The organism is Pseudomonas sp. SCB32 (genome assembly GCF_009189165.1).
Classification (GTDB): Bacteria; Pseudomonadota; Gammaproteobacteria; order Pseudomonadales; family Pseudomonadaceae; genus Pseudomonas.
This window is the reverse complement of sequence record NZ_CP045118.1, coordinates 4,820,330-4,846,865: the sequence shown is the minus strand read 5'-3', so window position 1 is coordinate 4,846,865 and position 26,536 is coordinate 4,820,330. Positions and strand designations below refer to the sequence as shown.

Here is a 26,536-nt window from a genome sequence, read left to right as displayed (position 1 = left end):
TCGTACTGGTTAAGGAATGAACGGCCGCCAGTGTAATGCAAGATGCCCGCAGGGCGAAGTGCCACAGGATCGCGCGGGCTTGACGGACAGGCTGAATGCCGTTTCGGCGCGTTGGCAACGAAGCGGCGACGGGCTTCAGGGCAAGGTTTCGAGCAGCAGCCGGCGCACGTTGCCGCCCATGATGGCGGCGATGTCCGGCTGGCTGAAGCCGGCTTCGGCCAGTCCCTGGGTCAGCTGCGCCAGGCCGCTGCTGTCGAAGGGGGTATGCACGGCGCCATCGAAGTCCGAGCCCAGGGCGATGTGCTCCGCGCCGACCTTGTCGGCGGCGTAGCGGATGGCTTTGACGATGGCCTTGACCGAGGTGTCGCACACGGCGCCGTCCCAGTAGCCGATGCCGATCACCCCGCCGGTGGCGGCGATGCGTTGCAAATGGGCGTCGGTCAGGTTGCGGATGCCGGGGCAGGTCCCTTCGACGCCGGTGTGGGACACCAGCACCGGACGCGTGGCGATGGCCAGCACGTCGTCGATCAGGGCGCGGGAGGCGTGCGCCAGGTCTACCAGCATCTTCTTTTCTTCCAGGCGGGCGATCACCTCGCGGCCGAAGGGGGTCAGACCGCCCTTTTTCAGGCCGTGGGCGGAGCCGCCGACTTCGTTGTCGAAGAAGTGCGTCAGGCCCATGATGCGGAAGCCCGCGTCGTACATGCGGTCGATGTTCTCAAGCCGGCCCTCCAACGGGTGCAGGCCCTCGGTCGCGAGCACGGCGGCGACCTGGTTCGGGTCCTTGTTCCAGGCGGCGAGGTAGCGGGCGAAGTCGGCGCGGCTGCGCACCAGGGTCAGCTTGCCCTGGCTGTTGGCGGCGGCCTCCTCGAGCATCCTGCCCTGGTAGAGGGAGCGCTGGAGCAGGCTGGTCCAGGTTGCGCTGGGCCAGCGCTGGGCGATGACCAGCGGGGTGATGTTGTCGCTGTCGGCGCCATTGCGCTCGTAGTTCAGGCCGCGCGGGGTCTTGGTGACGGTGGAGAACACCTGCAGGCCGACGTGGCCTTGCAGCAGGCGAGGCAGGTCGCTGTGGCCGTAGTCGTGGCGCTCCAGCAGGTTGCGGTCCCAGAGCAGGGCGTCGTCGTGCAGGTCGGCGACGAACAGGGTCTTGTGCAGGGCGGTTGCGGCATCGGAGGCGGGGTAGGGCGACGGTGCGGCCACCGTGTTCATCTTGCGGTCCAGGTACCCTGGCAGGTTGAAGAATATCCCCAGGCCAACGGCCACCAGTAATAGCAATGCGATCAGTATTTTGCGCATGTCAGCTTCCCGGCTGTCTTGTTCTCGTGCGCGGACTCTAGCAAAGGCGGGGAGGGGCAGGCGCGGGAAATCCTCGCGGCTGGCGTGGGCGGGTCATCCCACCAGGCGGTTGCGGCCTTCCTGCTTGGCCTGGTAGAGGGCGCTGTCGGCCCGCAGGATCAGGTTCGGCAGGTTTTCCTGGTAGTCCATCTGGGCAAGGCCCAGGGACACGGTGACGCCGGGCAGTACTCCCATCGGTGAATAGAAGGTCTTCACCTCCTCCAGGCTCTGGCGTAGCCGGTTGCCGATGCGCCGCGCTTCTTCCGCGCCGATCTCCGGGAGCAGGATGACGAACTCTTCGCCGCCATAACGCGCCATGCTGTCCTTGGGCCGCAACTGGCTGCGCAGGGTGTGGGCGACCAGGCAGAGGGCGTAGTCGCCGGCCAGGTGGCCGTGCTCGTCGTTGTAGTCCTTGAAGCGGTCGACATCCAGCATGAGCAGGCACAGAGGGTGCTCGTTGAAGGCACAGCGGGTGCTTTCGCGGTCGTAGATGTGCTCCAGCCAGCGTCGGTTGAACAGCCCGGTCAAGGTGTCGATGTTGGCGTTCTGCTCGGTGTCGAGAATGATCCGGTTGCCCTGGCGGATCCTTTCGCAGAGTACGCCGAGGAGGTTCTGCATCACCTGTGGGGAGTGCTGGAAGAGGCTGATCAGCGATTCGCGATGCAGGCGCAGGACGGTGGTGGATTCGCCGGCCACCACGTAAGCGGAGGGGTGATCGTTGTCGATGAAGCTGATCTCGCCTGCGCACTCGCCGGGATTGAGGGTGGTGACCGGCTGGTTGTCGAGCGAGCCCAGGTACACCTTCAACTGGCCGTGCAGGACCATATAAAGGAAGTGGTTGCGGTTGAACGGCGAGAGAAGGATTTCACCGGCTTCCAGCTCGCAGGCACGAAAGCTCTTCAACAACTGTTGCAGGCTGGCCGCAGCCACGTTCTGGAACAGGCGAAGGTGCTGCAGTTGCCGGATGTCTTCCTTCCATTGCGCGGGCTTCATGGTGCAATGGAGGTGGGGAAGGGACTGATGATGTGCACGACCGACTCTCCCTAGTAGTCCAATACGCACATTGAGCCATCAGTATTAATCAGATTTGGATACTGGCAATCTGGTGCCATGCCGGGCCGACCGGCGGTCGGCCCGGCGAGTTTTCGGCTCTCACGCGAGCTCCAGGCTGTTCGCCTGGATAGACCTGTATGCTCGCCGGCCCATTCCCCCGAGGGGTCAGAGACGCTCCCGCAGCCACGCGGCAATGTCACCGAGTTCCTCGTTGGTCACCTCGTGGGCCATCGGGTAGGCGTACCAACGCGCCGGCACGCCCTGGGCGATGAGGAAGTCATACGCAGCGCGGCCCATGGCGGGCGCCACCACATTGTCCAGAGTGCCGTGCAGGCAGAGTGCCGGCAGGCGCCGTTTCTCCGCGCAAAGGTTTACGCCGTCCCTGAATGTCTGGCCGTAGGTGGACAGCGCAATAACGCCTCCCAGTTCACCCTCCCAGCCCAGGTAGCCCGTGTGCAGGGCCACGGCGCCGCCCTGGGAGAAGCCGGCCAGGATGATCCGCGATGCTTCGATACCCTGGTCGATCTGCTCCTGAATGAGCGTTGTGATGCTCTGCACGGAGCTTGCGAACTGTGTCTCGTCGATGATCCGCGAAGGGGTCGCACCGAGGATGTCGTACCAACTGGGGACCGACATGCCATTGAAGATGCCGACCGGACGGGTCGGCGCCTGCGGGAGGATGAAGCGGGTGCTGCTGAAGCTGCGCTGCAGCATCTGTGCTACCGGTTCGAAGTCGTAACGGTCGGCACCCAGGCCGTGCAACCAAATGACGCAGGCGTCGGCTGGACGGGAGGGTTCGAAGATCAGGGGCTGGGTCATGGAGGCTCCAGAGTGGGGCGGGCGCTCTAGGCTGGCGCACCGCGCGCGAAAACGGTCGAAAGTGCGCTGCAAGAAGATGTCGCATTGCCATAACTTGCAGGGCTTGACGCTGCCCGATTGCAGGAAGCTACGCGGAGCTGGTACGGCCCTTGCTAATTCAGGCTCCAGGCTATGCCACCCCGCTTGCGGTAACACTTTACCGACCCCATCCGGAAAGCTGTACCGCAAGCGCGGTGGTAATTGCCTTGGGCCGCTTCAGGGTCCGTCACGTCCGGCCGCGGTCAACGGTTGGCGTGACGGACCTTCGCCTTCACGCGCAATGATCTGCTCGAACCCGTTCCCGCCCGCATCACCCGCGGGCGCGGGGGACGTCTGCAACGCCTCGGTGCGGTTTCCGAGAGCCGACTAGACTCACCCTTAGGTCTCCATCCCGTCAGTGGTCCTGCTTGTGCCTCACGAGGGTACGGCGGTGGAGCCGGGACTCCAGAACACTAAAAAAGCAACGGAGAAGATCGATGAAGATGGTGAAATCCACCCTGGCAGTGCTGACCACCGCCGCCGTGTTCGGTATCAGCGGCCTCGCTCACGCGGGCGCCACCCTTGATGCAGTGAAGAAGAAAGGCTACGTGCAGTGCGGTATCAGTGATGGTCTTCCGGGCTTCTCCTATGCCGACGCCAAGGGGCAGTACAAGGGCATCGACGTCGATGTCTGCCGCGCCGTGGCAGCCGCGGTGTTCGGCGACGCCAGCAAGGTCAAGTTCAGCCCGCTGACCGCCAAGGAGCGCTTCACCGCGCTGCAGTCCGGCGAGATCGACATCCTCTCGCGCAACTCCACCTGGACCAGTTCGCGCGACAGCGCCATGGGCCTGAGCTTCGTCGGCGTGACCTACTACGACGGCCAGGGCTTCCTGGTGAACAAGAAGCTCGGCGTTTCCAGCGCCAAGGAACTCGACGGCGCCACCGTGTGCATCCAGGCAGGCACCACCACCGAGCTGAACCTGTCCGACTACTTCCGTTCCAACAACCTCAAGTACACCCCCATCACCTACGACACCTCCGACGAGAGCGCCAAGTCGCTGGAGTCCGGTCGTTGCGACGTGCTGACCTCCGACCAGTCGCAGCTCTATGCCCAGCGCATCAAGCTGGCCAAGCCGGATGATTACGTGGTGCTGCCGGAAGTCATCTCCAAGGAGCCGCTGGCCCCGGCGGTACGCCAGGGTGACGAGGAGTGGTTCCACATCGCGCGCTGGACGCTCTTCGCCATGCTCAATGCCGAAGAACTGGGCGTGAACTCGAAGAACGTCGAGGAGATGGCCAAGAACACCAAGAACCCGGACGTCGCCCGCCTGCTCGGCGCCGAAGGCGACTACGGCAAGGATCTGAAGCTGTCCAAGGACTGGGTGGTGCAGATCGTCAAGCAAGTGGGTAACTACGGCGAGATCTTCGATCGCAACGTCGGCGACGGCAGCGACCTGAAGATCAAGCGTGGCCTCAACGCCCAGTGGAACAAGGGTGGTCTGCAGTACGCACCGCCGGTGCGCTGACCGTACCCGCGCGTGCCCGGCGCCCTGATGGTGGGCGCCGGCCCTGTTTCCGATGACATGAAGCCTCCGCTGGCGACGCGGGCGTAGTCCTGCGTCTGCCGCGGAGCCTTCGAAAGAGGGCTTACATGCAGAACTCCATCAAAGCCCAGCGCCCGCGAGGGCTTTCGCTCACCGATCCCGTCGTGCGTGCCTGGGCCTTCCAGATCATAGCGGTGATCGCTGTCGTCGCGGTCGGCTGGTTTCTCTTCGATAACACCCAGACCAACCTGGCCCACCGGGGCATCCAGTCCGGCTTCGGATTTCTCAAGAACAGCGCCGGATTCGGCATCTCCCAGCACCTGATCGACTACAGCGAAAGCGATACCTATGGCCGGGTGTTCCTGGTCGGCCTGCTCAACACGCTGCTGGTCACGGTGGTTGGCATCTTCTTCGCCACCGTCATCGGCTTCATCCTCGGCGTGGCGCGGCTGTCGCGCAACTGGCTGATCCGCAAGCTGGCGACCCTGTACATCGAGACCTTCCGCAACATCCCGCCGCTGCTGCAGATCTTCTTCTGGTACTTCGCCGTGCTCGGCCCACTGCCGAACCCGCGGCAGAGCATCAGCTTCGGCAACCTGTTCTTCGTCAACAACCGTGGTCTGCAGATGCCCCAGCCGCTGGCCGCCGATGGCCTGGGGCCGTTCATCGTTGCGTTCATCCTGGCCCTGGTCGGCTGGACGGTGATCTGGAAGTGGGCCAAGGCCCGCCGCCACGCCACCGGCAAGACCTTTCCGGTATTCCTCAGCGGCCTGGCCTTGCTGATCCTGCTGCCTGCACTGGTATCGCTGTTCGCCGGCGCGCCGTTCCACTGGGACGTGCCGGTGCTGCAGGGCTTCAACTTCCGCGGCGGCTGGGTGGTGATCCCGGAGCTGGTGTCGATCATCCTCGCGCTGTCGGTGTACACCGCCGCCTTCATCGGCGAGACGGTGCGTGCCGGTATCCAGGCGGTCAGCCATGGCCAGACCGAGGCGGCCGGCTCCCTCGGCCTGAGGCCGGGGCAGACCCTGCGCCTGGTGGTCATCCCGCAGGCGCTGCGGGTGATCATCCCACCGCTGACCAGCCAGTACCTGAACCTGGCGAAGAACTCCTCGCTGGCGGCCGCAATCGGCTACCCGGACATGGTCTCGCTGTTCGCCGGTACGGTGCTCAACCAGACCGGCCAGGCCATCGAGACCATGACCATCACCATGAGCGTGTACCTGGCCATCAGCATCAGCATTTCGTTGCTGATGAACTGGTACAACAAACGAATCGCGCTGATCGAGCGGTAGGGAGAGGACGATGGCCATTCATACCTTCAAGCCCGACCTGCCGCCGCCAGCGATGAGCGTGGGTGTCCTCGGCTGGCTGCGCGCCAACCTGTTCTCCGGCTGGTTCAACACCTTGCTGACGCTGGTGGGCCTGTACCTGGTGTTCCTGATCCTGCCGCCGCTGCTGGAGTGGGCGTTCATCAAGGCCAACTGGGTCGGGGCGACCCGCGCCGACTGCTCCCGCGAGGGCGCCTGCTGGGTGTTCATCGCCTCGCGCTTCGGCCAGTTCATGTACGGCTTCTACCCCGAGGAACTGCGCTGGCGCGTGGACCTCACCGTGCTCTTCGTGATCTTCGGGGCGGCGCCGCTGTTCCTCAAGCGTTTCCATTACAAGCTGAAGTACGGCGCGTGTTTCCTCGTGGCCTTGCCGCTGGTGGCCTTCTGGTTGTTGCACGGCGGCTTCCTAGGCCTGGACAACGTACCCACCAGCGCGTGGGGCGGCCTGATGCTCACCGTGGTGATCGCCGCGGTCGGCATCTGCGGGGCGATGCCACTGGGTATCCTGCTGGCGCTGGGGCGGCGCTCGAAGATGCCGGCGATCAAGGTCATCTGCGTCACTACCATCGAGTTCTGGCGTGGCGTGCCGCTGATCACGGTGCTGTTCATGTCCTCGGTGATGCTGCCGCTGTTCCTGCCCGAGGGCATGAACCTCGACAAGCTGCTGCGGGCCATGGTGATGGTGGTGCTGTTCGAGGCCGCCTACATCGCCGAGGTGGTGCGCGGCGGCATGCAGGCTATCCCCAAGGGCCAGTACGAGGCCGCTGCCGCGATGGGCCTGGGCTACTGGCGGAGCATGGGCCTGGTGATCCTGCCGCAGGCGCTGAAGCTGGTGATTCCCGGCATCGTCAACACCTTTATCGCCCTGTTCAAGGACACCAGCCTGGTGATCATCATCGGCCTGTTCGACTTCCTCAACAGCATCAAGCGCGCCACCGCGGACCCGGCCTGGCTGGGCATGGCCATCGAAGGCTATGTGTTCGCCGCGGCGGTCTACTGGATCTTCTGTTTCAGCATGTCCCGCTACTCCCAGCACCTGGAGCGCAAGCTGGACACCGGTCATCGTAGGGCCTGATGACGCTTGATCGTGGCCGCGACGAAGTCCCATTTTGCGCAGGGCAAGGCGCGAGGAGAGAAGTTTGGTTTTCCCAGATGAACGACGAGTAACGCAGCGCTGCGCAAAATGGGACCTCGTCCCTGCGGGTTGCGCGGCAAATCACGCCAGCCTGCGTTGCAGGACTGGACAAGGGAGTGCCATTGCCGGCGTCCTGCGCCTTGTCTGGCGTGATTTGGCGCAGCAACGCGGCGCACGATCAAGCGTCATCAGGCCCTATTAGGAGCGATCATCATGTCTGAAGCCACCCAAAAGACCGCACAGCCGGCCGTCGGCGATCACACGATGATCACCATGAAGGGCGTGAACAAGTGGTACGGCCAGTTCCACGTACTCAAGGACATCAACCTGGAGGTGAAGCAGGGCGAGCGCATCGTCCTCTGCGGCCCGTCCGGGTCGGGCAAGTCCACCACTATCCGCTGTATCAACCGCCTGGAGGAACACCAGCAGGGCAGTATCGTGGTCGACGGCACGGAGCTGACCAACGACCTCAAGCAGATCGAGGCGATCCGCAGCGAGGTCGGCATGGTGTTCCAGCACTTCAACCTGTTCCCGCACCTGACCGTGCTGCAGAACTGCATCCTGGCGCCCATGTGGGTGCGCAAGTTGCCCAAGCGCCAGGCTGAGGAAATCGCCATGCATTACCTGGAGCGCGTGCGCATCCCGGAGCAGGCCAACAAGTACCCGGGGCAGCTCTCCGGCGGCCAGCAGCAGCGCGTAGCGATTGCCCGGGCGCTGTGCATGAAGCCGAAGATCATGCTGTTCGACGAGCCGACCTCGGCGCTGGATCCGGAGATGGTGAAGGAGGTGCTCGACACCATGATCGGCCTGGCGCAGAGCGGCATGACCATGCTCTGCGTGACCCACGAGATGGGCTTTGCGCGCACCGTGGCGAACCGGGTGATCTTCATGGACAAGGGCGAGATCGTCGAGCAGGCCCCGCCGGACCAGTTCTTCGACAACCCGAAGTCGGACCGGACCAAGCTCTTCCTCAGCCAGATTCTGCACTGACGGGAAGCGCCCCTTTCCCTCCAGGGGGGAGAGGGGCTGTCCGTGCCTGGCGCAATGCCTGGAAACCTCACGCTCGTCTCCCGCGATGGCACCTCGCCGCCGCGACAGCGTATGCTGGGACTCCCACCGCCGTGATGACGGCAACGATACGCACGGGCTGAACTCGACCGGCGGATTGGTGTTCCCATGTGCAGTGGTTTGTCAGGGATGGGCTAACGTTTCTAATAGCTCGCCTGCATCGACGTCCGAAGGAAGAGAGCCGACGTGAACCTGATCCTATCGCCATTGAACCTGAGCAAAGCCAAAGCCTGGAGCGCCCATGCGGTGACCTCCAGCGGTGTCATCCTTGCGCTGCTGGCGCTGTTGGCACTGGTCGACAACCGGCCCCAGGCTTGCCTGTTGTGGCTGGGCGTGGCCCTGCTGGTGGATGGGCTGGACGGCACTCTGGCGCGCAAGTTCGACGTCAAGGCGGTGCTGCCGCACTTCGATGGCTCCACCCTGGACCTGGTGATCGACTACCTCACCTACGTCTTCATCCCGGCGATCTTCATCTACCGCTACATACCGCTGCCGGCGCACACCGAGCTGCTGGCGGTGGGCGTGATCCTGGTGTCCTCGCTGTTCTGCTTCTGCAACGTGAACATGAAGAGCAAGGACAACTACTTCGTCGGCTTCCCGGCTGCGTGGAACGTGGTCGCGGTGTACTTCTACGTACTCGCCCTGCACCCCTGGGTGAGCTTCATCACCGTGCTGGTGCTGGCCGCGCTGACCCTGACCAAGATGAAGTTCCTGCACCCGTTCCGCGTGCGCCAGTTCATGCCGCTGAACATCGCCGTGACCTTCATCTGGATGCTCAGCAGCGCGCTGCTGATCCTCCAGCAGCCGCTCGACCAGCCCTGGCAACTCGGCCTGTGGTTCGCCGCATCGGCGTACTTCGTCGGCGTGTGCGTCTGGCGCACCGCGATGGAGTGGTTCCACTAGGAAGCTTTTCGTAGGGCGTACAACCGTTCGCGGTTGTGCGCGGTCTGACCTTGACTCCCCGTTGCGCCCTGCTCGATCGCCACCCGCTGTGGCCCTCCGCCTACCGTCCCAGCATCCGCTGCCGGAAAGCCCCCGGCGTCTCCCCGCACAACTGCTTGAACAACCGCGCGAAGCTGGCGCGGTCGGCGTAGCCGATGTCGCTGGCGATGCGCTCCAGCGAGCGCCCCGGGTCCCCCAGCGCCTCCTGTGCCGAGGCGATGCGCAGGCGCTGCACGTAATCGTTCGGGGTCATCCCCAACTGCTCGCGGAAGCGCCGCAGTAACGTGCGTGTCGAGCAGTGCACGCGCTGCGCCAGCGCGGCCAGGTCGAACGGCTCGGCATAGTTGTCGTCCAGCCATTCGAGCAATGGGGCCAGCGCCGAGCCCTCGGGGAGCGGCTCGGGCAGCAGCGGGGTGAAGCGCCGCTGCCGGCCTCGGCCATGCTCGAACACCAGGGTTGCCGCGGCACGCCGGGCCAGCGCCGCGCCGGCATGGCGCTCGATCAGGTACAGGCACAGATCCAGCCCGGCCTGCGCGCCGCCGGAGCAGAGACGCCCGCCGTCCTCGGTGCACAACGCATCGATGTCCAGGTTCACCTGTGGATAACGTTCGCGGAAGGCGGTTTCCAGCGCCCAGTGGGTGGTAGCGCGGCGGCCGTCCAGTACGCCCGCTTCGGCAAGCAGGAAGGCGCTGCTGCACAGGCTGCCCAGTTGCAGGCCGGGCGGGCTGTCGCGCAACCAGGCGAGCAATGCCTGATTGGCGTTGCAGGTAGCGGCGACGTCCGGTCCGGTGGCGGGAATCAGCAGCAAGTCGCAGCCACTGGCGAGGTCGAGACCACCTTCCACTTCGATGCGTCCGAAGGAGAGCGCAACCGGTGCGCCGTCGGCGCTTACCCGCTGCACCTCAAAGAGGCGACGGCCGTCGAGCCGGTTGGCCAGGTGGAAGGCATCCATGGCCAGGCCAAGGCTTGAACACAGTGTTTGCGGGCAGACGAACAGGGCTATCCTGAACATGACGTCTCACTACTGCTTTGGCGTTATCGATCATAATTTTGTCGATATTGCCAATCGTGTCCAGTCGAAACGTCATCGATACTGCGCTCAACCCTACTATGCGAGCGCCACCATGGCTCATCCCAACGCCCAGTTGATCGAACGCTTCTACCAGGCCTTCCAGCGCCGCGACGGCGACGCCATGGCCGCCTGCTACAGCGCGGACGTGCACTTCAGCGATCCGGTCTTCACCGATCTGCGTGGCGCCGAGGCCGGGGACATGTGGCGCATGCTCACCGCGCGCGCCGAGGATTTCTCGTTGAGCTACGAGGACGTCCAGGCGGATGAGCGACGCGGCACGGCGCGCTGGGTGGCGTCCTATACCTTCAGCCAGACCGGTCGCCGGGTAGTCAATCACATCCAGGCACAATTCGAATTTCGCGATGGCCTGATCTGTCGTCACGTCGACAGGTTCGACCTGTGGAAGTGGTCGCGCCAGGCCCTCGGCGCCAAGGGCGCGCTGCTGGGCTGGGCGCCTCCGGTGCAGGCGGCGATCCGCGCGCAGGCTGCCAGAGGACTTGCGGTATACCGCTCACAACGGGGCGCAAAGGCCTGATGTCAAGGTGCCGGGCTCGCCCGCGCGGGTCGGATAGGCTTAAATGACAGGCGACTCCGACAGGATGCCGCCATGATCACTCTTTTTCAGTTCCCGCCCGCGTTCAATGTGCCCAACATCAGCCCCTTCTGCCTGAAGCTGGAAACCTTCCTGCGCATGGCCGGGCTGGAATACCAGATCAAGCACGTGACCGACCCACGCAAGGGGCCCAAGGGCAAGCTGCCGTTCATCACCCTGGACGGCAAGGCCATCGCGGATACCGCGATCATCATGCGCACCCTGCAGCAGTACTACGGATTCGACCTCGACGCCGGGCTCGATGCCCGTGGCCGTGGCTGGGCGGTGTCGATCACCCGCCTGTGCGACGAACACCTGGCGCCGCTGCTGGTCTACTTCCGCTGGCTCGACGAGCAGGGCTTCCGCCAGGTGAAGGACGTGATGTTCCGCAGCATCCCGGCACCCCTGCGCCCACTGGTGGGGCAGCTCATCCAGCGCAAGATCCGTGGTGACCTCACCGGTCGCGGCCTGACCCGGCACAGCCGTGAGGAACTGCTGAGCTTTGCCCGTGACGATCTCGACGCGCTCGACGGCATGCTCGGCGACCTGCCGTTCTACGGTGGCGCGCAGCCCTGCAGCGCCGACGCCGCCGCGTACGGCGTGCTGGCCAACCTGGTGCTGAGCACCCTGGAAACTCCGCTCAACGACATGGCGCGCAGCTATGAGCGCCTGGTGGCCTACTGCGAGCGCATGCAGGCGCGAGTCTGGGCATCGTGACCACAGCACCTGCCAAACCCTGGTTCGTCTACCTGGTGCGCGCCGTCAATGGCGCGCTCTACTGCGGCATCAGCGATGACCCGCAGCGTCGTTTCGAGACCCATCGCAGCGGACGCGGCGCGCGCTTTTTCCACTCAAGCCCGGCGCAGGCGCTGGTCTACGTCGAGGCCTGCCCCGGCAAGGGCGATGCCCTGCGCCGCGAGCGGGCGATCAAGGGGCTGACCAAGCTGGCCAAGGAGCGTCTGGTGCAGGCCAGCCCGCCCATCACTGCCGTGGATGTTGCCCTATCCGAGGCCTGAGGTAGGCCTGCGTCGCCCTGCGAGCTAAGCTGCCTGTCTACCTTCCGGCCGCTGGAGCCCGTGATGTCCGAGCTGATCCTGCACCACTATCCGACCTCGCCCTTCGCCGAAAAGGCACGTCTGCTGCTGGGCTTCAAGCAGTTGTCCTGGCATTCGGTGACCATTCCGCCGCTGATGCCCAAGCCGGACCTGATGGCCCTGACCGGCGGCTACCGCCGGACCCCGGTGCTGCAGGTCGGTGCCGATATCTACTGCGACACCGCGCTGATCGCCCGCCGCCTGGAGCAGGAAAAGGCCGTGCCGTCGCTGTTCCCCGAAGGCCAGGAGTTCACCGCCGCCAGCTTCGCCCAATGGGCCGACGCGGTGATCTTCCAGCATGCCGTCAGCCTCGTGTTCCAGCCCGAATCCATCGCGGTGCGCTTCGGCAAGTTGCCGCCGGAGTTCCTCAAGGCCTTCGTCGCCGATCGCAGCCAGTTGTTCAGCGGCGGTACCGCGAGCCGCCTGGCGGCCGAGCAGGCCCGGCACCAGTGGCCGGTGTTCATGGCCCGCGTCGAGCAGCAACTGGCGCGGGAGGAGGGCGACTTCCTGTTCGGCGAGCCGTCGATTGCGGACTTTGCCCTGGCCCACTGCCTCTGGTTCGTCAAGGGCACGCCGGTGACCGCGCCGCTGGTGGATGACTACCCGTCGGTCAGTGCCTGGCTCGGCCGCGTGCTCGGCTTCGGCCACGGCGCCCACAGTGAGATGAGCGCGGAGGAGGCGATCGCCATCGCCCGCGACAGCCAGCCCGCCGCATTGCCGGACGACGGCTTCGTCGATCCCAATGGCTTCAGTGCCGGTCAGCGCGTGGTGATCGCCGCCACCGACTACGGCGTCGATCCGGTGGAGGGCGAACTGCTGCACGCCGGGCGTGAAAGCCTGATCCTGCGCCGCGAGGACCCGCGCGCGGGCACCGTCCACGTGCACTTCCCGCGTCTGGGCTTCAGCATCCGGCCGGTCTGAGCTCCGTGGGGCCGGGGCACTGCCGTGTTGCCGGGGTACGCAGGCGCGGCAGGTTCTCGGCCATCTCGCGGAAGCGTTGCAGGCGTTCGTAGCAGAGCGCCATTTCCCCGCCGTTGATGTCGTACCAGGCGTCCGGCGAGCCGCAGTTGAGCAGTCGCAGGGTCAGCGGGCGGGGCGGGCGGAACTGCTGGAAGACCGCGTTCACCAACTCCTGGAGGCGGTTCTCGTCACGCAGCAGGGCGACCAGCGGCTCGGTCGCCGCGCGATCGATCAAGGGTGTCTCGAACTCCAGGCGTGCCCCGCTATGGTGCCGTATATCCAGGGTGTGACGGGCGTGGTGGACCCAGTTCACGGCCTTGATGGCCTGCTGGAACTCCTGATCGCAATAAACAGCGCGTTCGTAAGGCAGCCCGGTGAACGCGGGTAGCCAGTCCAGCCGTTGCATGTCGCTGCCATACAAGAGGCAGACGAGATTGTAGTAACGCTGCTCGTCCAGCGGATGGCTGTCCCAGGCCAGCACCTGCTCCGCCTGCGGCTTGGGGGTCTGCCATTCCAGGCGCCAGTAATCGGCGATATCCAACAGGCGCGCGTCGATCTCGTCCTGGGGCAGTTTCGTGTAGAGGCGGAACAGCAGGATGAAGCCGATCTGGTCGGCGGCGTCCTCTTCGCGCCCCAGCACCGGCAGGTTGTATTCGGCGATCAGCATGTGCCCCATCTCGTGCATCACGCTGAATTCGGCGTTGGCCAGCACGAAGCGCGCGACATTGGGCGAAAGCGGGGGGACGGGATCGGCACCGACGATGCCGGCGCAGAGCAGGAACAGCAGTGCGAGATACGAGCGGTGCATCCGGGGGCACCCGGAGAGCGACTGCGAGACAGTTGAGAATGCGTGAGGGGCGGACATGGCGGCCACCACGAACGTGAGACGCCTTGATTGACTCTAGCAGTCGCGACGGGGAGGTTTTCGGCGGTCCGTCGGAAGCGGTGTTTTCACTGTAGGGGCAACTGTCTTTTGGGCTCCCGCGTTCGCGGGAGTGACGGTGTCATGCATCGCCCTCTGCACACGTCATCCCCGCGAACGCGGGGACCCAGAAAACTATGTAGGAGCGGACCTTGTCCGGCTATCCGCCGGCAAGGCCGGCGTTAGGCAGGTTCGTGAGCAAGCTCACTCCTACGAAAAGCGCACCGCGCTTGCCGGCTGTCTGTAGGAGCGAGCTTGCTCGCGAACCGCCCAACGGAAAATCCTCAGTCACAAAAAAGCCCATCTCGCGATGGGCTTTTTCGTCAGCGGTGGACGTCAGTCCTTGCGGCGCTTGAGCTGGTCCTGCAACTGGGTCGGCAGGCCGCGGATGATCAGCATGTCGCGCTCCTCGTCGTACTCCACCTTGCTGCCCAGCAGGTGCGCCTCGAAGCTGATCGACAGCCCCTCGGCGCGGCCGGTGAAGCGGCGGAACTGGTTGAGGGTGCGCTTGTCCGCCGGGATCTCCGGCGACAGGCCGTAGTCCTTGTTGCGGATGTAGTCGTAGAAGGCGCGCGGGGCCTGGTCGTCCATCAGCTCGGAGAGGGCGTCCAGGGCCATCGGCTCGCCGATCTTCGCCTGGCTGGTGGCGTAGTCCACCAGCACGTCGGTCTTCTCGCGGGCCTGCTCTTCAGGCAGGTCTTCGCTCTCCACGAAGTCGCTGAAGGCCTTGAGCAGGGTGCGGGTCTCGCTCGGTCCGTCGACGCCCTCGGTGCAGCCGATGAAGTCGCGGAAGTAGTCCGAGACCTTCTTGCCGCCCTTGCCCTTGATGAAGGAGATGTACTGCTTGGAGGTCTTGTTGTTGCGCCACTCGGAGATGTTGATCCGCGCGGCCATATGCAGCTGGCCCAGGTCCAGGTGACGCGACGGGGTGACTTCCAGTGCCTCGGTCACCGCCACCCCTTCACTGTGGTGCAGCAGGGCGATGGACAGGTAGTCGGTCATGCCCTGCTGGTAATGGCAGAACAGCACGTGGCCGCCGGTGGAGAGATTGGATTCTTCCATCAGCGTCTTGAGGTGTTCCACCGCCTGCTTGGTGAAGGCGACGAAGTCCTTGCCGCTATCCAGGTACTCGCCCAGCCAGCCGCTGAACGGGTAGGCGCCGGACTCGCCCTGGAACAGGCCCCAGGCCTTGTTCGGCTTGGCGTTGTAGCTTTCGTTGAGGTCGGCCATCAGGTTCTCGATGGCCTGGGAGTCGCCCAGCTCGGCTTCGCGCGCGTGCAGCGTCGCGGGGTTGCCGTCGGGCTTCTTGTCGATCAGGTGGACGATGGCGTGGCGAATCGGCATGGCGGACCTGGAGGTTCAGTGCCGGCCTCGCCGCATACGGGGCGGCGGGGTGGGCAGAGGATTGGAAAACGCCAGAGTTTACCCGACCCGGCGCCGCCGTGCGCGTTGCGAACGCGCCGCTACTACCACTGTGCAGGCGGTAGACGCCGGGTGTGGAAGATGCGCAGGACCTGCAGTCGGCCGTCACGGATGCGGTAGGGAATCAGATACGGATGGCTGGTCATCGCCCATTCACGAGTCCCGGGAACTCTTCCCTCACGACCTGAGGCGGGATTCAACGCCAGGCGCTCGACGTCGGCCACCACGGCGATGACGAATGCACGCGCGGCAGCGGGGTTGTCCTGGGCAATGTAGGTGGCTTCGTCATCGAGGTTGCGCAGTGCCTTTCGCAGCCACTCAATCCGCATCGTGCGTCCACTTGTCTAGGATGGCCTTCACTTCGGCGTCGCTGGCGAAGTCGCCGGCATCCGCTTCGACGATGGCTTCCAGAATTTCGCCGATCTGCCACGACTCGCGAACCAGATATTCCTCCAGCGCCTGGGCGGCGAGGAAGTTCTTGCTGCGGCCAGTGGCATGGGCCAGCTTGGCGAGCGTTTCGGACTGGTCGTCCGACAGGCGCAGGGACATGACAGGCATGGAGCACCTCAGATGTAGTGTGTTGCACTACAAGATACTACAACCCACTACGGTTGCCGTGTACGCCTATCGGCTGCAGTTCTTTCCTGGCGCGAGGTGTGAAGTCGGTCAGTCCGTTGTCGGCATCTTCTCGCCGTCGCGCTCGCGCCGGTTGCGACGCAACTGGCGCAGACGGCGGATCACGTAGTTCAGGTGCAGGTGCAATTCGTACAGCTCGTTGTAGTACGACAGCGGCACCTCGACCTTGGCCAGTTCGGCTTCCAGTTGCTCCAGGCGCGTGATCTCGGTGCTCAGCTCGGCGCTGCCGGCGCGCTCGTCCAGGCGTCGGTCGATCTCGCGAAGGTAGCGGTACCAGCGGTAGATTCGTGCGCGGATGCGCCAGCGGTACAGCGGACCGATGGATTTGAGCAGCGGGAACAGGATGGCGATGAAGGGGATCAGCAGGATGATGTAGCGATCGGCCAGGGAGGCGATACGGAACGGCAGGAAGCGCTGCAGCAGCGGCGGGCCGCTCTTGTAGTAGCGCTCGGCGTCGCTCTGCAGGGCCAGGGTGCGCGGTTCGGCGCTGGGGAACGCCCCGGCGGGGTCGAGCAGGGTGCCTTTTCTCATCACCCGGCGGGCGGCTTCCAGGATCAGCGGGGTCAGCGCCGGGTGGAAGTTGTCGTTGATCACCAGGGTGGCGACCGGCGATAGCGTGGCAAGGTCGTGCTCCGGGACGTTCTGCGCCAGGTTCAACAGGCCTTCGCTGACGGCTACGCGCTTGAGGAACGGAATTCGCGCCTCATAGGCATGGGCGCGGCGGAAGCCGGCCAGCTTCAGGTCCGGGCTGGCCGCCAGGCGCTGGATCAGGGGGTTCTCCGCCGGGCCGACGAAAAACGCGGCGTCCAGCGTGCCGGCCAGCAGTTCATTGGCCACCGTGTTGCCGCCGCGGGCCTGCCAGTTCGGTGGCAGCTGCTCGGTGGGAATGTCATTGGCCTTGAGGATGGCTTCGGTCACCGCCTCGGTGCCGCTGCCCGGCGTGCCGAGGGCCAGCCGCAGCGGCAGCAGGTCGGCGATGCGGTCGATCTTCACGTCACGGCGCTGGAACAGCCACAGGGGCTCCTGGAACATCGCCCCGAGCGTCTGCAGGCTGGCGCGCTGGTCATGCGTCAGTTGCTGCTCCTGGCCGCTCTGCACCAGTCCGATATTCGCGCCGCTTTTCTTGTCCAGCAGCTTGTCCAGGTTCTGGCTCGACCCGGCGGTCTGCATCAGCGTCAGCTCGAAGCCTTGCTTGGCCAGTTCCTCCTTCAGGCGTTCGCCGAAAATCGCATAGCCACCGCCGGGCGCACCGGTGGCGAGGGTGGCGCTCATGGGCGGGGGCGGGGCGACGAAGTAGAACAGCGCGGCCACCAGTGCGGCCAGTACCGGCAGCAGCCAGAGGTTGGCGCGGACGAGGATGGCGAGGTCCTTGAGCATGTTGACGAGGCGTTGCATGGGAAGTCCTTATCGCGACGTGCCTTCGGGAAAAGATAGCCAGCCTGAGCGGCTGCGGCCGGCGATTCCGCCATCACGGCGGCGCAACCCGTTATCATCCCAGCCTTTGGATCACGGCTGCGGACGTCACGGTATGCGCATTCTCCACACCTCCGACTGGCATCTGGGCCAGCATTTCATGGGCAAGAGCCGCGAGGCCGAGCACCAGGCGTTCTGCACCTGGCTGGTCGGGCAGGTGCGCGAGCAGGCCGTGGACGCGGTGATCATCGCCGGTGACGTGTTCGACACTGGCGCGCCGCCCAGTTATGCCCGCGAGCAATACAACCGCTTCATCGTCGAGCTGCGCGATACCGGGGCGCGGCTGGTGGTGCTGGGCGGCAACCATGATTCGGTGGCCATGCTGGACGAGTCCCGCGAGTTGCTGGCGCGCCTGGATACCCGGGTGATCGCCGCGGTCGGCACCGACCTTGATGCGCAGGTGCTGGTGTTGCCCAGGCGCGATGGCGAGCCCGGCGCGATCCTCTGCGCGATCCCCTTCATCCGTCCACGCGACCTGCTCACCAGCCAGGCAGGCCAGAGCGCGCAGGACAAGCAGCTTGCACTGCAGCAGGCGATCCAGACGCATTACCGCGAACTGTTCCAGCGCGCTGAGGCACAGCGCGAGGCCCTTGGCCGCCGCCTGCCGATCATCGCCAGCGGGCACCTCACCACCGTGGGCGCCAGTGCCAGCGAGTCGGTGCGGGAAATCTACGTCGGCACCCTGGAAGCCTTCCCCACCAGTGCCTTCCCGGCGGCGGACTACATCGCCCTCGGACACATCCACCGGCCACAGAAGGTCGGCGGGCTGGAGCACATCCGCTACTGCGGGTCGCCCATTGCCCTGAGTTTCGATGAGGCCATCCAGGGCAAGGAGGTGCTGCTGGTGGACCTGGATGACAACGGATTGCGCAGCGTCAGCGCCTTGCCGGTGCCGCGCTTCCAGCCGTTGAAGTCGGTGTCGGGCAGCCTTGCCAGACTGCCCGCCGAGTTGGCCCGCGCGGCTGAGGAGGGTAGTGCCGAGCAGCCGGTGTGGCTGGAGGTGCTGGTGCACACCGACGACTACCTCACCGACATCCAGCTGCGTGTGGAAAAGCTTTGCGAGGACCTGCCGGTGACGGTGCTGCGTACTCGCCGCGAGCGCGGTAACGCGCAGGCGGCGCTGTTCAGCGAGGCCAAGGAAACCCTCGATGAACTCAGCCCCGAGGATGTGCTCCAGCAACGCCTGGACAGTGAGGAACTGGACGCGCCCCTGCGCGAGCGCCTGACCGGGTTGTACCGGCAGGTGGTCAGTGACCTGCAGGAGGAGCAACTGTGAGAATCCTCAGCCTGCGCCTGAAGAACCTCAATTCGCTGAAAGGCGAGTGGAAGATCGACTTCACCGCCGAGCCCTTCGCCGGCAATGGCCTGTTCGCCATCACCGGCCCCACCGGCGCCGGCAAGACCACGCTGCTCGACGCCATCTGCCTTGCGCTATACCACCGCACGCCGCGCATGAGCGTGCTGTCGCAGAGCGGCAACGAGCTGATGACCCGGCACACCGCCGACTGCCTCGCCGAGGTGGAATTCGAGGTGAAGGGTCAGCCCTACCGTGCCTTCTGGAGCCAGCGCCGCGCCCGTGACAAGGCCGAGGGAGCGCTGCAGGCGCCGAAGGTGGAGCTGGTGCGCATCGACCGTGACAGCGGTGAGGGGGAAATCCTCACCGACAAGATCAACGACAAGCTCAAGCAGACTGAAACCCTCACAGGCCTCGACTTCGAGCGCTTCACCAAATCCATGCTGCTGGCCCAGGGCGGTTTTGCCGCCTTCCTCGAAGCCAACGCCAACCAGCGTGCGGAATTGCTGGAAGAGCTGACCGGCACGGAGATCTACGGGCTGATCTCGCAGCGCGTCTTCGAGCGCACCCGTGAAGTGCGCGGCGCGCTCGACCAGCTTCGCGCCCGTGCCGAGGGTGTCGAGTTGCTCAGCGGCGAGCAGCGCGAAGCCCTCGAACAGCAGAGCCATCAGGCGTTGTTGCAGGAAGCCTCGCTGCAGGGGCGCCAGGTTGCGCTGCAGGCCCAGCATCGCTGGCGTGAGGACCTCGGCCGTGCCGAGCAGCAGATGCAGCAGGCCAGCGAGAAGGAAGCCGGCGCCCGTCAGTCCCTCGACGCGGCGCAGCCTGACCTGCAACGCCTGGCCGCCAGTGAGCCCGCCGCGCGCCTGCAGCCTCTGCATCAGGCCTGGCGCGCCAGCCAGGACAGCCTGACGCAGGATCGCGCCGCGCTGGAGGGCAATCGCACCGAACAGGCCGTCATCCGCGAACGGATCGCCGAGGCGCTGTGGAGCGCCAGTCAGTTCGCCCGGCAACTGAGCGATGCTCGTGGCGTAGAAATGAATGCTCTGGCCGGGCAACGCCAAGCGCTGGAAGCCCGACTGGCCCGGCAGCCGCAACGTGCGCGATTGGGCGAGCTGTTGGGGGTCTGGCGCGCGCAGTTTGCCCAACGCACCCGGCTGCTGCTGGCCAGCGCGGATAGCCAGCGTCAGTTCGATCTTTCGGAGCAGGCATTCAGCGAGGCCGGCGCGCGTCGCAACGTGCTGCAAGATGTTGTCACTCAAACCGAGCGGAAGCTGGGCGAGGCTCGCCAGAACGAGTCCACCGCCCGGCAGCAACTGGAGGCACTGCTCGCTGGCGCGACTGAAGCGCAACTGCGTGAGCGCGAGCAGCAATTGCAAGTGCTCGGTCGCGGCTTCGACCGCCTGGAGCAGATCGCCCAGGCACGCTCCCAGGCCGCCGCGCAGCTCACCCGCTGGCAGCCGGAACTGCTCGCGCTGCGCCAGCGCAAGGGCGAGCGCGATGGCGCCATCGTCGCCCTGCGCGAGCGCTACAAAACGATGCAGCAACAGGCCGCCGACCGGGAAAAGCTCCTCCAGCAGGAGCAGCGCATCCACCAGCTCGAACACTGGCGCGCGCAATTGCAGCCGGGCGAAGCCTGCCCGCTGTGTGGCTCACAGCAGCACCCGGCGGTGGACGCCTACCAGGCGCTGGATGTGTCGGCCACCCAGACGGCGCTCGACGAGAGCAAGCGGGCGCTGGCGGAGCTGGAGACCCAGGGCATCGCCCTGCGCGGCGAGCTGGCCGAACTGGAAGCGCAGATACAGCAGGGGCAACGCCAGCTCGAAGAGGCCGAAGCGGCGCTCGGGCAGCAGCAGGAGGCCTGGCAGCAGCATTGCGCGGCCCTGGGACTGCAGCTGGACGATCAGCAGGCAATGGCCGCCGAGCGCCAGCGTCACGAGACCGCGCTGGCCGATCTGCGACAGCAGTTGAAGGCGCTGGACGAGCGCAGGGCCCGCCTGCAGGAGAGCGCGCAGTCACACATCGATGCCGAGCGCGCCCACAGCGAGGCGGTGCAGCAACTGGCATTGTTCGAGGGCGAGCAGCAGTTCGCCCGGCAGCGCCAGGACGAGCGCACGCAGCAGATCGCCAGTCTGCGTGCCGAGCTGCAACAGCAGGAGGAAGTCTTGGCCACCGCGTTGGCGGAACTGGGCTACGGCCTGCCGGAAGACGGCGAGCAATGGCTGGCCGAGCGCACTGAAGAATGGCAGCACTGGCAACGGGACCAGCAACTCGGCCAGCAGCTGGCCGCCGCCGAGCGTGATGCTGCGCAAGCCGCAGGCTCGGCGCGAGACATCGCACAGCAATGGCAGCAGCGCTGGCAGGACGCGGCATTCGAGGCTCGGCCCGCATTACCGAACGCTGAATATCCGCAGCAGGCGCTGGGCGAGTCCGAGGCCCGGCTGAGCGCCAGCCAGCGCCAGGCCGATGCGCTGCAGGGCCGCGAGCAGACGCTGGTGGAGCATCTGGAACAGGATCAGGCGCGACTGGCGAAAAGCCTGGAGGCCTGGCAGCACGCACTGGAGCAGAGCCCGTTCGGCGACGAGCCCGCGTATCTTGCCGCGCTGCTGGACGACGCCCAGCGCGCCGAGCTCAGCACCCTCAAGCAGAAGCTGGAAACCGCCATTGCCGAGGCCGTGGCCTTGCGTGCCGCGGCATTGCAGGACGTCGAGCGCCTGCAAGCCGAACCGCATGGCGACCTGTCGCTGGACGAGTTGGCCCAGCAACTGCTCGCCCTCAACGCCGAACTGCGTGAGTTGGGCCAGCGCCAGGGCGAAATCCGCGCGCAGTTGCAGGGCGACGATGCGCGCCGCGCCAGCCAGCAGAGCCTGTTCGAAGAGATTCGCCGGCAGGAGGAGGAGCACGACCTCTGGCAGCGCCTGAACAGCCTGATCGGCTCCGCCGATGGTGCGCGCTACCGGCGCTTCGCCCAGGGCCTGACCCTCGACCATCTGGTGCACCTCGCCAATCGCCAGTTGCAGCGCCTGCACGGCCGCTACCAACTGGCGCGGCGCAGCGACGGCGAGCTGGAACTGGAGGTGATCGATACCTGGCAAGGCGACACCGCGCGCGACTGCAAGACGCTGTCCGGCGGCGAGAGCTTCCTGGTCAGCCTGGCCCTGGCGCTCGCGCTGTCCGACCTGGTCAGCCACAAGACCAGCATCGACTCGCTGTTCCTCGACGAAGGCTTCGGCACCCTCGACGGCGAGACGCTGGAAGTGGCGCTCGACGCCCTCGACAGCCTCAACGCGACGGGCAAGACCATCGGCGTGATCAGCCACGTCGAAGCGCTCAAGGAGCGCATCCCGGTGCAGCTCAAGGTGCACAAGGGCGTCGGCATGGGCTACAGCCAGCTCGACGGGCGCTTCCGCTTCACTCCGGAGAAAGACTGACGATGCACGATTGATCCGCAGTCGGGGGAACGCGGCGGCGCTGGCGGATGTCGACTTGCAATCAACGGTGAGCGATATAGGCTCAAGACCGCTGATTCAGCTACATCCCGTACGGGAAGGCACCCACAGGTACTGTGATCTTTCGTAGAGGTGATTTGTGATGAAGAAATCCGCATCGGCTCCGAAGAAACCTGCGACGGCGAAACCCGCCGCTGCGAAGCCGGCAGCGAAAGCGGCCGCCAAACCTGCAGCCAGGCCGGCCGCGAAGGCCGCCGCCAGCAAGCCCGCCGCCAAGCCAGCTGCCGCGAAACCCGCCGTGCGCCGCGCGCCCGCCCTGGCCACGCCTTCGGACCTGAGCAAGAACTCCACCCGTGATCTTTCCGCCGCGCTCAACCGCCTGCTCGCCGACGTCTTCGCCCTCTATCTGAAGACCAAGAACTTCCACTGGCACGTCAGTGGGCCGCACTTCCGCGACTACCATCTGCTGCTGGACGACCACGCCACCGAGATCTTCGCGATGACCGATGTCATTGCCGAGCGCACCCGCAAGATCGGCGGCAACACCATTCGCTCCATCGGCCATATCGCCCGTGACAAGCGCATCCTCGACGACGACGCCGAGTTCGTTCAGCCGCTGGACATGCTGGCCGAGCTGCAAGGCGACAACAAGGCGCTGACCGCCTACATGCGTGAAGTGCACGACCTGTGCGACGAGCACCACGACATCGCCACGGCCAGCCTGATCGAGAACTGGATCGACGAGACCGAGCAGCGCACCTGGTTCCTCTTCGAAACCAGCCGCCGCGGTGACGGCACCGGCCACTGATTTTCCGGCGTATGAAAAAAGCCGTTTCTCCGGGAGGAGAAACGGCTTTTTTATCGGCAGCGTGGACTTACTCGCCCGGCTTCTTCAGCTTCGGGTTGGGGAAGAACTGCACGCTTTGCACCTTGGGATCGGCGGGCTTCTTCAGGCCGCTGACGTTGACCCGGGTGGTCAACTCCTTCGGCACCGACTGGCCTTGCGCGTTGAGGGTGTCAGCATAGCCGCAGGCCACGCACTCGCGGTGCGGGATGCCATCCTCTTCCCACATGACGATCTTGTCCTGCTCGCTGCACGCCGGGCATACCGCCCCGGCGATGAAGCGCTTCTTCACTTCGCTCATCAGGCTGCCTCCTCGGACAGGCCCGAGTGGCGCAGCAGGGCGTCGATGGACGGCTCGCGGCCACGGAAGGCCACGAACAGCGCCATCGGCTCCTGGGAGCCGCCCTTGGCCAGGATCGCGTCGCGGAACGCCGCGCCGGTCGCCGGGTTGAGCACGCCTTCTTCCTCGAAGCGGGAGAAGGCATCGGCGGACAATACTTCGGCCCACTTGTAGCTGTAGTAACCAGCCGCGTAACCGCCGGCGAAGATGTGCGCGAAGCTGTTGGCGAAGCGGTTGTATGCCGGCGGGCGCATCACCGCGACTTCATTGCGCACGGTTTCCAGCACGTCGAGGACGCTGCGGCCGTCGCCGTGGCTAGCGTGCAGCTCGAAGTCGAACAGCGAGAACTCCAGCTGGCGGACCATCATCAGGCCGGACTGGAAGTTCTTCGCGGCGAGCATCTTCTCCAGCAGGTCCTGGGGCAGCGGCGCATCGGTTTCGTAGTGACCGGAGATCAGGGCCAGGCCCTCGGGCTCCCAGCACCAGTTTTCCATGAACTGGCTGGGCAGCTCTACCGCGTCCCAGGCCACGCCGTTGATGCCCGAGGCGCTGGCGTGCTCGACGCGGGTCAGCAGGTGGTGAAGGCCGTGGCCGAATTCGTGGAACAGGGTGGTGACTTCATCGTGGGTCAGCAGCGCCGGCTTGCCGCCGACCGCCGGGGTGAAGTTGCACACCAGGTAGGCCACCGGCGCTTGCAGCTCGCCACCGGCGGTGCGGCGACGGTCACGGGCGCCGTCCATCCAGGCGCCGCCGCGCTTGTTGGCGCGGGCGTAGAGGTCGAAGTAGAAGCGGCCGACATGCTGGCCGTTCTCCTCGATCTCGAACAGGCGCACGTCCGGGTGCCAGCGCTCGAAGTCGGACAGTTCGCGGATCTGGATGCCGTAGAGCTTCTGCACGATGGCGAACAGGCCGGAGAGCACCTTGTCCACCGGGAAGTAGGCGCGCAGGGCTTCCTGGGACACGCTGTAGCGCGCCTCGCGCAGCTTCTCGCCGAAGTAGCTGGCGTCCCAGCTCGACAGGTCCGGGCAACCCTGTTCAGCGGCGTAGGCCTTGAGCTGCGCAAGGTCCTGGGCGGCAAAGGGCTTGCTGCGCACGGCCAGGTCGCGGAGGAAGTTCAGGACCTGCTCGGGGGTCTCGGCCATCTTGGTGGCCAGGGACAGCTCGGCGAAGTTCGCAAAGCCCAGCAGGCGCGACAGCTCCTGGCGCAGGTCGAGGATTTCCTGCATCACCGGGCCGTTGTCGTTCTGACCGGCGTTCGGGCCTTGATTGGAAGCGCGGGTGCAGTACGCGGCGTAGACCTCTTCGCGCAGTGCGCGGTCTTCGGCGTAGGTCATCACCGCGTAGTAGCTGGGGAATTCCAGGCTGATCAGCCAGCCATCCAGCTCCTTGGCCTGCGCGGCCTGCTGCATCTGCGCCTTGGCCGAGTCGGTCAGGCCGGCCAGCGCCGCTTCATCGGTGATGTGCTTGGTCCAGGCCTGGGTGGCGTCCAGCAGTTGGTTGGAGAAGCGGCTGCCCAGTTCGGACAGGCGCGTCTGGATCTCGGCGTAGCGCTGCTGTTGGTCGGCCGGCAGGTCGATACCCGACAGGCGGAAGTCGCGCAGGGCGTGTTCGAGGATGGTCTTCTGGGCGACATCGAAGTTCTTCGCCTCGGGGCTGGCGGACAGCGCCTCGTAGGCCTTGAACAGCTCGGGGTTCTGGCCCAGTTCGGTCCAGTAGGCGGACAGCAGCGGCAGGCAGCCTTCGTAGGCCTCGCGCAGTTCGGCGCTGTTGCACACCGCATTGAGGTGGCTGACGGGGCTCCAGGCCTTGCCCAGGCGGTCATGCAGTTCGTCCATGGCCAGCACCAGGCCGGTCCAGGTCGGGGTGCCGTTCTGCTCGGCGAGAATGCGCGCGATGGCCGCGCGGTTGTCGGCGAGGATCTGCTCGATGGCCGGCTTCACGTGCTCCGGACGGATGGACGAGAAGGGCGGCAGGTCGTAGCTCTGCAGAAGGGGATTCGCGCTCACGGTGGCACCTTGGTTGAAGAAACACTCGGCCATCTTAAATACAATCGGCCGTATTCGCAGCCAGAGAGACTCTATCGTGACTATTCGTTCGTATCAGGGCAAAACGCCATCGCTGGGCGAGCGCGTGTTCGTCGACGCCAGCGCCGTGGTCATCGGTGATGTGGAGATCGGCGCCGACAGCTCGGTGTGGCCGCTGGTCACCATCCGCGGCGACATGCACCGCATCCGCATCGGCGCGCGCACCAGCGTGCAGGACGGTAGCGTGCTGCACATCACCCATGCTGGCCCGTTCAACCCGGACGGCTTCCCGCTGACCATCGGCGACGACGTGACCGTTGGTCACAAGGTGCTGCTGCATGGCTGCACCGTCGGCAGCCGAATCCTGGTGGGCATGGGCTCGATCGTGATGGACGGTGCGGTGATCGAGGACGAGGTGATCCTCGGCGCCGGCAGTCTGGTGCCGCCGGGCAAGGTGCTGGAAAGCGGTTACCTCTATGTTGGCAGCCCGGTGAAGAAGGCCCGCCCGCTGACCGACAAGGAACGCGCCTTCTTCACCTACAGCGCCGGCAACTATGTAAAGCTCAAGGATCAGCATATCGCCGAGGGTTATGCCGGCTGACGACCACCTACCGAGCAGAGGAGAGCACGCCATGTTGCTACGCGCCCAGACGTCCACCTTGCTGATCATCGATATCCAGGAGCGCCTGTTCCCGGCCATTCGCGAAGCCGAGTCGGTGCTCGAACACGCGGCCTGGCTGCTGGCGGTGGCGCAGCGCCTGGGCGTGCCGGCGCTGGCCACCGAGCAGTATCCGAAGGGCCTGGGGCCGACCCTGTCCGCGCTGCGCGACGCGCTGCCGGTGGAGGCGCTGCTGGAGAAGATCGCCTTTTCCGCCGTGACCGATCCCGGCCTGCTGCAGATGCCCGGCGGCGAGCGCCGGCAGTTCGTGGTCTGTGGCACCGAGGCGCATGTCTGCGTGCTGCAGACGGTGCTGGGCCTGCTGGCCGAGGACCGCGAGGTGTTCGTGGTGGACGAGGCGGTTGGCTCGCGCCGTCCCCGGGACAAGGCGTTGGCGCTGGAGCGCATGCGTCAGGCCGGAGCGATGATCGTCTCGCGGGAGATGGTTGCCTTCGAATGGATGGAGCGCGCCGGCACGGAAGTCTTCCGTGAGATCAGTAAGCAATACATCCGCTGAGGC

Annotated in this window: 25 protein-coding genes; 14 read left to right on the top strand and 11 right to left on the bottom strand. The window is 65.6% G+C overall.

Features of this window, described 5'->3' with window-relative positions; translation table 11 throughout:
• Positions 1-135: 135 nt before the first annotated feature.
• The 3 genes from GA645_RS22095 to GA645_RS22085 all read right to left on the bottom strand — a co-directional run bounded on the left by GA645_RS22095 (position 136) and on the right by GA645_RS22085 (position 3,204).
• On the bottom strand, positions 136-1,293 hold the full coding sequence (locus GA645_RS22095) for a dipeptidase (RefSeq protein ID WP_152225456.1): 1,158 nt from the start codon (positions 1,291-1,293) through the stop codon (positions 136-138).
• Between the two features lie 93 nt (positions 1,294-1,386).
• Positions 1,387-2,325, bottom strand: a complete 939-nt coding sequence (locus GA645_RS22090) for a GGDEF domain-containing protein (protein WP_152225454.1) — start codon at positions 2,323-2,325, stop codon at positions 1,387-1,389.
• A gap of 225 nt (positions 2,326-2,550) precedes the next feature.
• Entirely contained in the window at positions 2,551-3,204 is a 654-nt protein-coding gene (locus GA645_RS22085) for an alpha/beta hydrolase (RefSeq protein WP_152225452.1), read from the bottom strand.
• 515 nt (positions 3,205-3,719) lie between these two features.
• Here GA645_RS22085 and GA645_RS22080 point away from each other — a divergent pair.
• The 5 genes from GA645_RS22080 to pcsA all read left to right on the top strand — a co-directional run bounded on the left by GA645_RS22080 (position 3,720) and on the right by pcsA (position 9,200).
• Positions 3,720-4,748, top strand: a complete 1,029-nt coding sequence (locus tag GA645_RS22080) for an amino acid ABC transporter substrate-binding protein (RefSeq protein ID WP_152225450.1) — start codon at positions 3,720-3,722, stop codon at positions 4,746-4,748.
• Between the two features lie 125 nt (positions 4,749-4,873).
• Positions 4,874-6,058, top strand: coding sequence for an amino acid ABC transporter permease (locus GA645_RS22075; RefSeq protein WP_152225448.1), 1,185 nt, complete (start codon positions 4,874-4,876; stop codon positions 6,056-6,058).
• A gap of 10 nt (positions 6,059-6,068) precedes the next feature.
• On the top strand, positions 6,069-7,169 hold the full coding sequence (locus GA645_RS22070; RefSeq protein WP_152225446.1) for an amino acid ABC transporter permease: 1,101 nt from the start codon (positions 6,069-6,071) through the stop codon (positions 7,167-7,169).
• A 273-nt stretch (positions 7,170-7,442) separates the two neighbouring features.
• The gene (locus GA645_RS22065) at positions 7,443-8,219 is read left to right on the top strand and encodes an amino acid ABC transporter ATP-binding protein (RefSeq protein WP_152225444.1); all 777 of its coding nucleotides are present in this window, start codon (positions 7,443-7,445) and stop codon (positions 8,217-8,219) included.
• Positions 8,220-8,483: 264 nt separating this feature from the next.
• A complete protein-coding gene (pcsA, locus tag GA645_RS22060; RefSeq protein WP_152225443.1) occupies positions 8,484-9,200 on the top strand; it encodes a phosphatidylcholine synthase in 717 nt (238 codons plus the stop codon).
• Between the two features lie 100 nt (positions 9,201-9,300).
• Here pcsA and GA645_RS22055 read toward each other — a convergent pair whose 3' ends face one another.
• Positions 9,301-10,251, bottom strand: a complete 951-nt coding sequence (locus GA645_RS22055; RefSeq protein WP_152225441.1) for a GlxA family transcriptional regulator — start codon at positions 10,249-10,251, stop codon at positions 9,301-9,303.
• Between the two features lie 112 nt (positions 10,252-10,363).
• Between GA645_RS22055 and GA645_RS22050 the strand changes: the two genes are divergently transcribed.
• The 4 genes from GA645_RS22050 (at position 10,364) to GA645_RS22035 (ending at position 12,918) form a co-directional block, all read left to right on the top strand.
• Positions 10,364-10,846: a nuclear transport factor 2 family protein gene (locus tag GA645_RS22050; RefSeq protein ID WP_152225439.1), complete on the top strand. Its 483-nt coding sequence runs from the start codon at positions 10,364-10,366 to the stop codon at positions 10,844-10,846.
• Between the two features lie 72 nt (positions 10,847-10,918).
• Positions 10,919-11,620 (top strand): glutathione S-transferase C-terminal domain-containing protein, encoded by a 702-nt coding sequence (locus GA645_RS22045; protein WP_152225437.1) that lies wholly within the window; start codon positions 10,919-10,921, stop codon positions 11,618-11,620.
• Positions 11,617-11,919: a GIY-YIG nuclease family protein gene (locus GA645_RS22040; protein WP_152225435.1), complete on the top strand. Its 303-nt coding sequence runs from the start codon at positions 11,617-11,619 to the stop codon at positions 11,917-11,919. The genes GA645_RS22045 and GA645_RS22040 overlap by 4 nt, the downstream gene beginning before the upstream one ends.
• Positions 11,920-11,982: 63 nt before the next feature.
• The gene (locus GA645_RS22035; RefSeq protein ID WP_152225433.1) at positions 11,983-12,918 is read left to right on the top strand and encodes a glutathione S-transferase family protein; all 936 of its coding nucleotides are present in this window, start codon (positions 11,983-11,985) and stop codon (positions 12,916-12,918) included.
• Here the strand turns inward: GA645_RS22035 and GA645_RS22030 are convergent.
• From GA645_RS22030 to GA645_RS22010, 5 genes are all read right to left on the bottom strand, one after another.
• Complete coding sequence (locus GA645_RS22030; protein WP_152225431.1) at positions 12,899-13,765, bottom strand: DUF4344 domain-containing metallopeptidase; 867 nt, start codon at positions 13,763-13,765, stop codon at positions 12,899-12,901. The genes GA645_RS22035 and GA645_RS22030 overlap by 20 nt on opposite strands.
• A gap of 450 nt (positions 13,766-14,215) precedes the next feature.
• A complete protein-coding gene (yejK, locus tag GA645_RS22025; protein ID WP_152225429.1) occupies positions 14,216-15,223 on the bottom strand; it encodes a nucleoid-associated protein YejK in 1,008 nt (335 codons plus the stop codon).
• A 122-nt stretch (positions 15,224-15,345) separates the two neighbouring features.
• The gene (locus GA645_RS22020) at positions 15,346-15,630 is read right to left on the bottom strand and encodes a type II toxin-antitoxin system RelE/ParE family toxin (protein ID WP_152225427.1); all 285 of its coding nucleotides are present in this window, start codon (positions 15,628-15,630) and stop codon (positions 15,346-15,348) included.
• Positions 15,620-15,859: a CopG family ribbon-helix-helix protein gene (locus GA645_RS22015; RefSeq protein ID WP_152225425.1), complete on the bottom strand. Its 240-nt coding sequence runs from the start codon at positions 15,857-15,859 to the stop codon at positions 15,620-15,622. Before GA645_RS22015 ends, GA645_RS22020 begins: the two co-directional genes overlap by 11 nt.
• 108 nt (positions 15,860-15,967) lie before the next feature.
• The gene (locus GA645_RS22010; protein WP_152225423.1) at positions 15,968-17,332 is read right to left on the bottom strand and encodes a TAXI family TRAP transporter solute-binding subunit; all 1,365 of its coding nucleotides are present in this window, start codon (positions 17,330-17,332) and stop codon (positions 15,968-15,970) included.
• Between the two features lie 133 nt (positions 17,333-17,465).
• On the opposite strand from GA645_RS22010, the gene sbcD reads away from it, so the two are divergent.
• The 3 genes from sbcD to GA645_RS21990 all read left to right on the top strand — a co-directional run bounded on the left by sbcD (position 17,466) and on the right by GA645_RS21990 (position 22,958).
• Positions 17,466-18,686 (top strand): exonuclease subunit SbcD, encoded by a 1,221-nt coding sequence (sbcD, locus tag GA645_RS22005; RefSeq protein WP_152225421.1) that lies wholly within the window; start codon positions 17,466-17,468, stop codon positions 18,684-18,686.
• A complete protein-coding gene (locus GA645_RS22000; protein WP_152225418.1) occupies positions 18,683-22,132 on the top strand; it encodes an AAA family ATPase in 3,450 nt (1,149 codons plus the stop codon). The genes sbcD and GA645_RS22000 overlap by 4 nt, the downstream gene beginning before the upstream one ends.
• A 160-nt stretch (positions 22,133-22,292) precedes the next feature.
• On the top strand, positions 22,293-22,958 hold the full coding sequence (locus tag GA645_RS21990) for a Dps family protein (RefSeq protein WP_256675988.1): 666 nt from the start codon (positions 22,293-22,295) through the stop codon (positions 22,956-22,958).
• Positions 22,959-23,025: 67 nt separating this feature from the next.
• Here the strand turns inward: GA645_RS21990 and GA645_RS21985 are convergent, their stop codons facing one another.
• Both GA645_RS21985 and prlC read right to left on the bottom strand, forming a co-directional pair.
• Complete coding sequence (locus GA645_RS21985) at positions 23,026-23,295, bottom strand: YheV family putative zinc ribbon protein (RefSeq protein WP_152225414.1); 270 nt, start codon at positions 23,293-23,295, stop codon at positions 23,026-23,028.
• Complete coding sequence (gene prlC / locus GA645_RS21980; RefSeq protein WP_152225412.1) at positions 23,295-25,340, bottom strand: oligopeptidase A; 2,046 nt, start codon at positions 25,338-25,340, stop codon at positions 23,295-23,297. Before prlC ends, GA645_RS21985 begins: the two co-directional genes overlap by 1 nt.
• 76 nt (positions 25,341-25,416) lie before the next feature.
• Between prlC and GA645_RS21975 the strand changes: the two genes are divergently transcribed.
• Both GA645_RS21975 and GA645_RS21970 read left to right on the top strand, forming a co-directional pair.
• Complete coding sequence (locus GA645_RS21975; protein ID WP_152225410.1) at positions 25,417-25,959, top strand: gamma carbonic anhydrase family protein; 543 nt, start codon at positions 25,417-25,419, stop codon at positions 25,957-25,959.
• A 31-nt stretch (positions 25,960-25,990) separates the two neighbouring features.
• On the top strand, positions 25,991-26,533 hold the full coding sequence (locus GA645_RS21970; protein ID WP_152225409.1) for a hydrolase: 543 nt from the start codon (positions 25,991-25,993) through the stop codon (positions 26,531-26,533).
• The last annotated feature ends 3 nt before the right edge of the window (positions 26,534-26,536 follow it).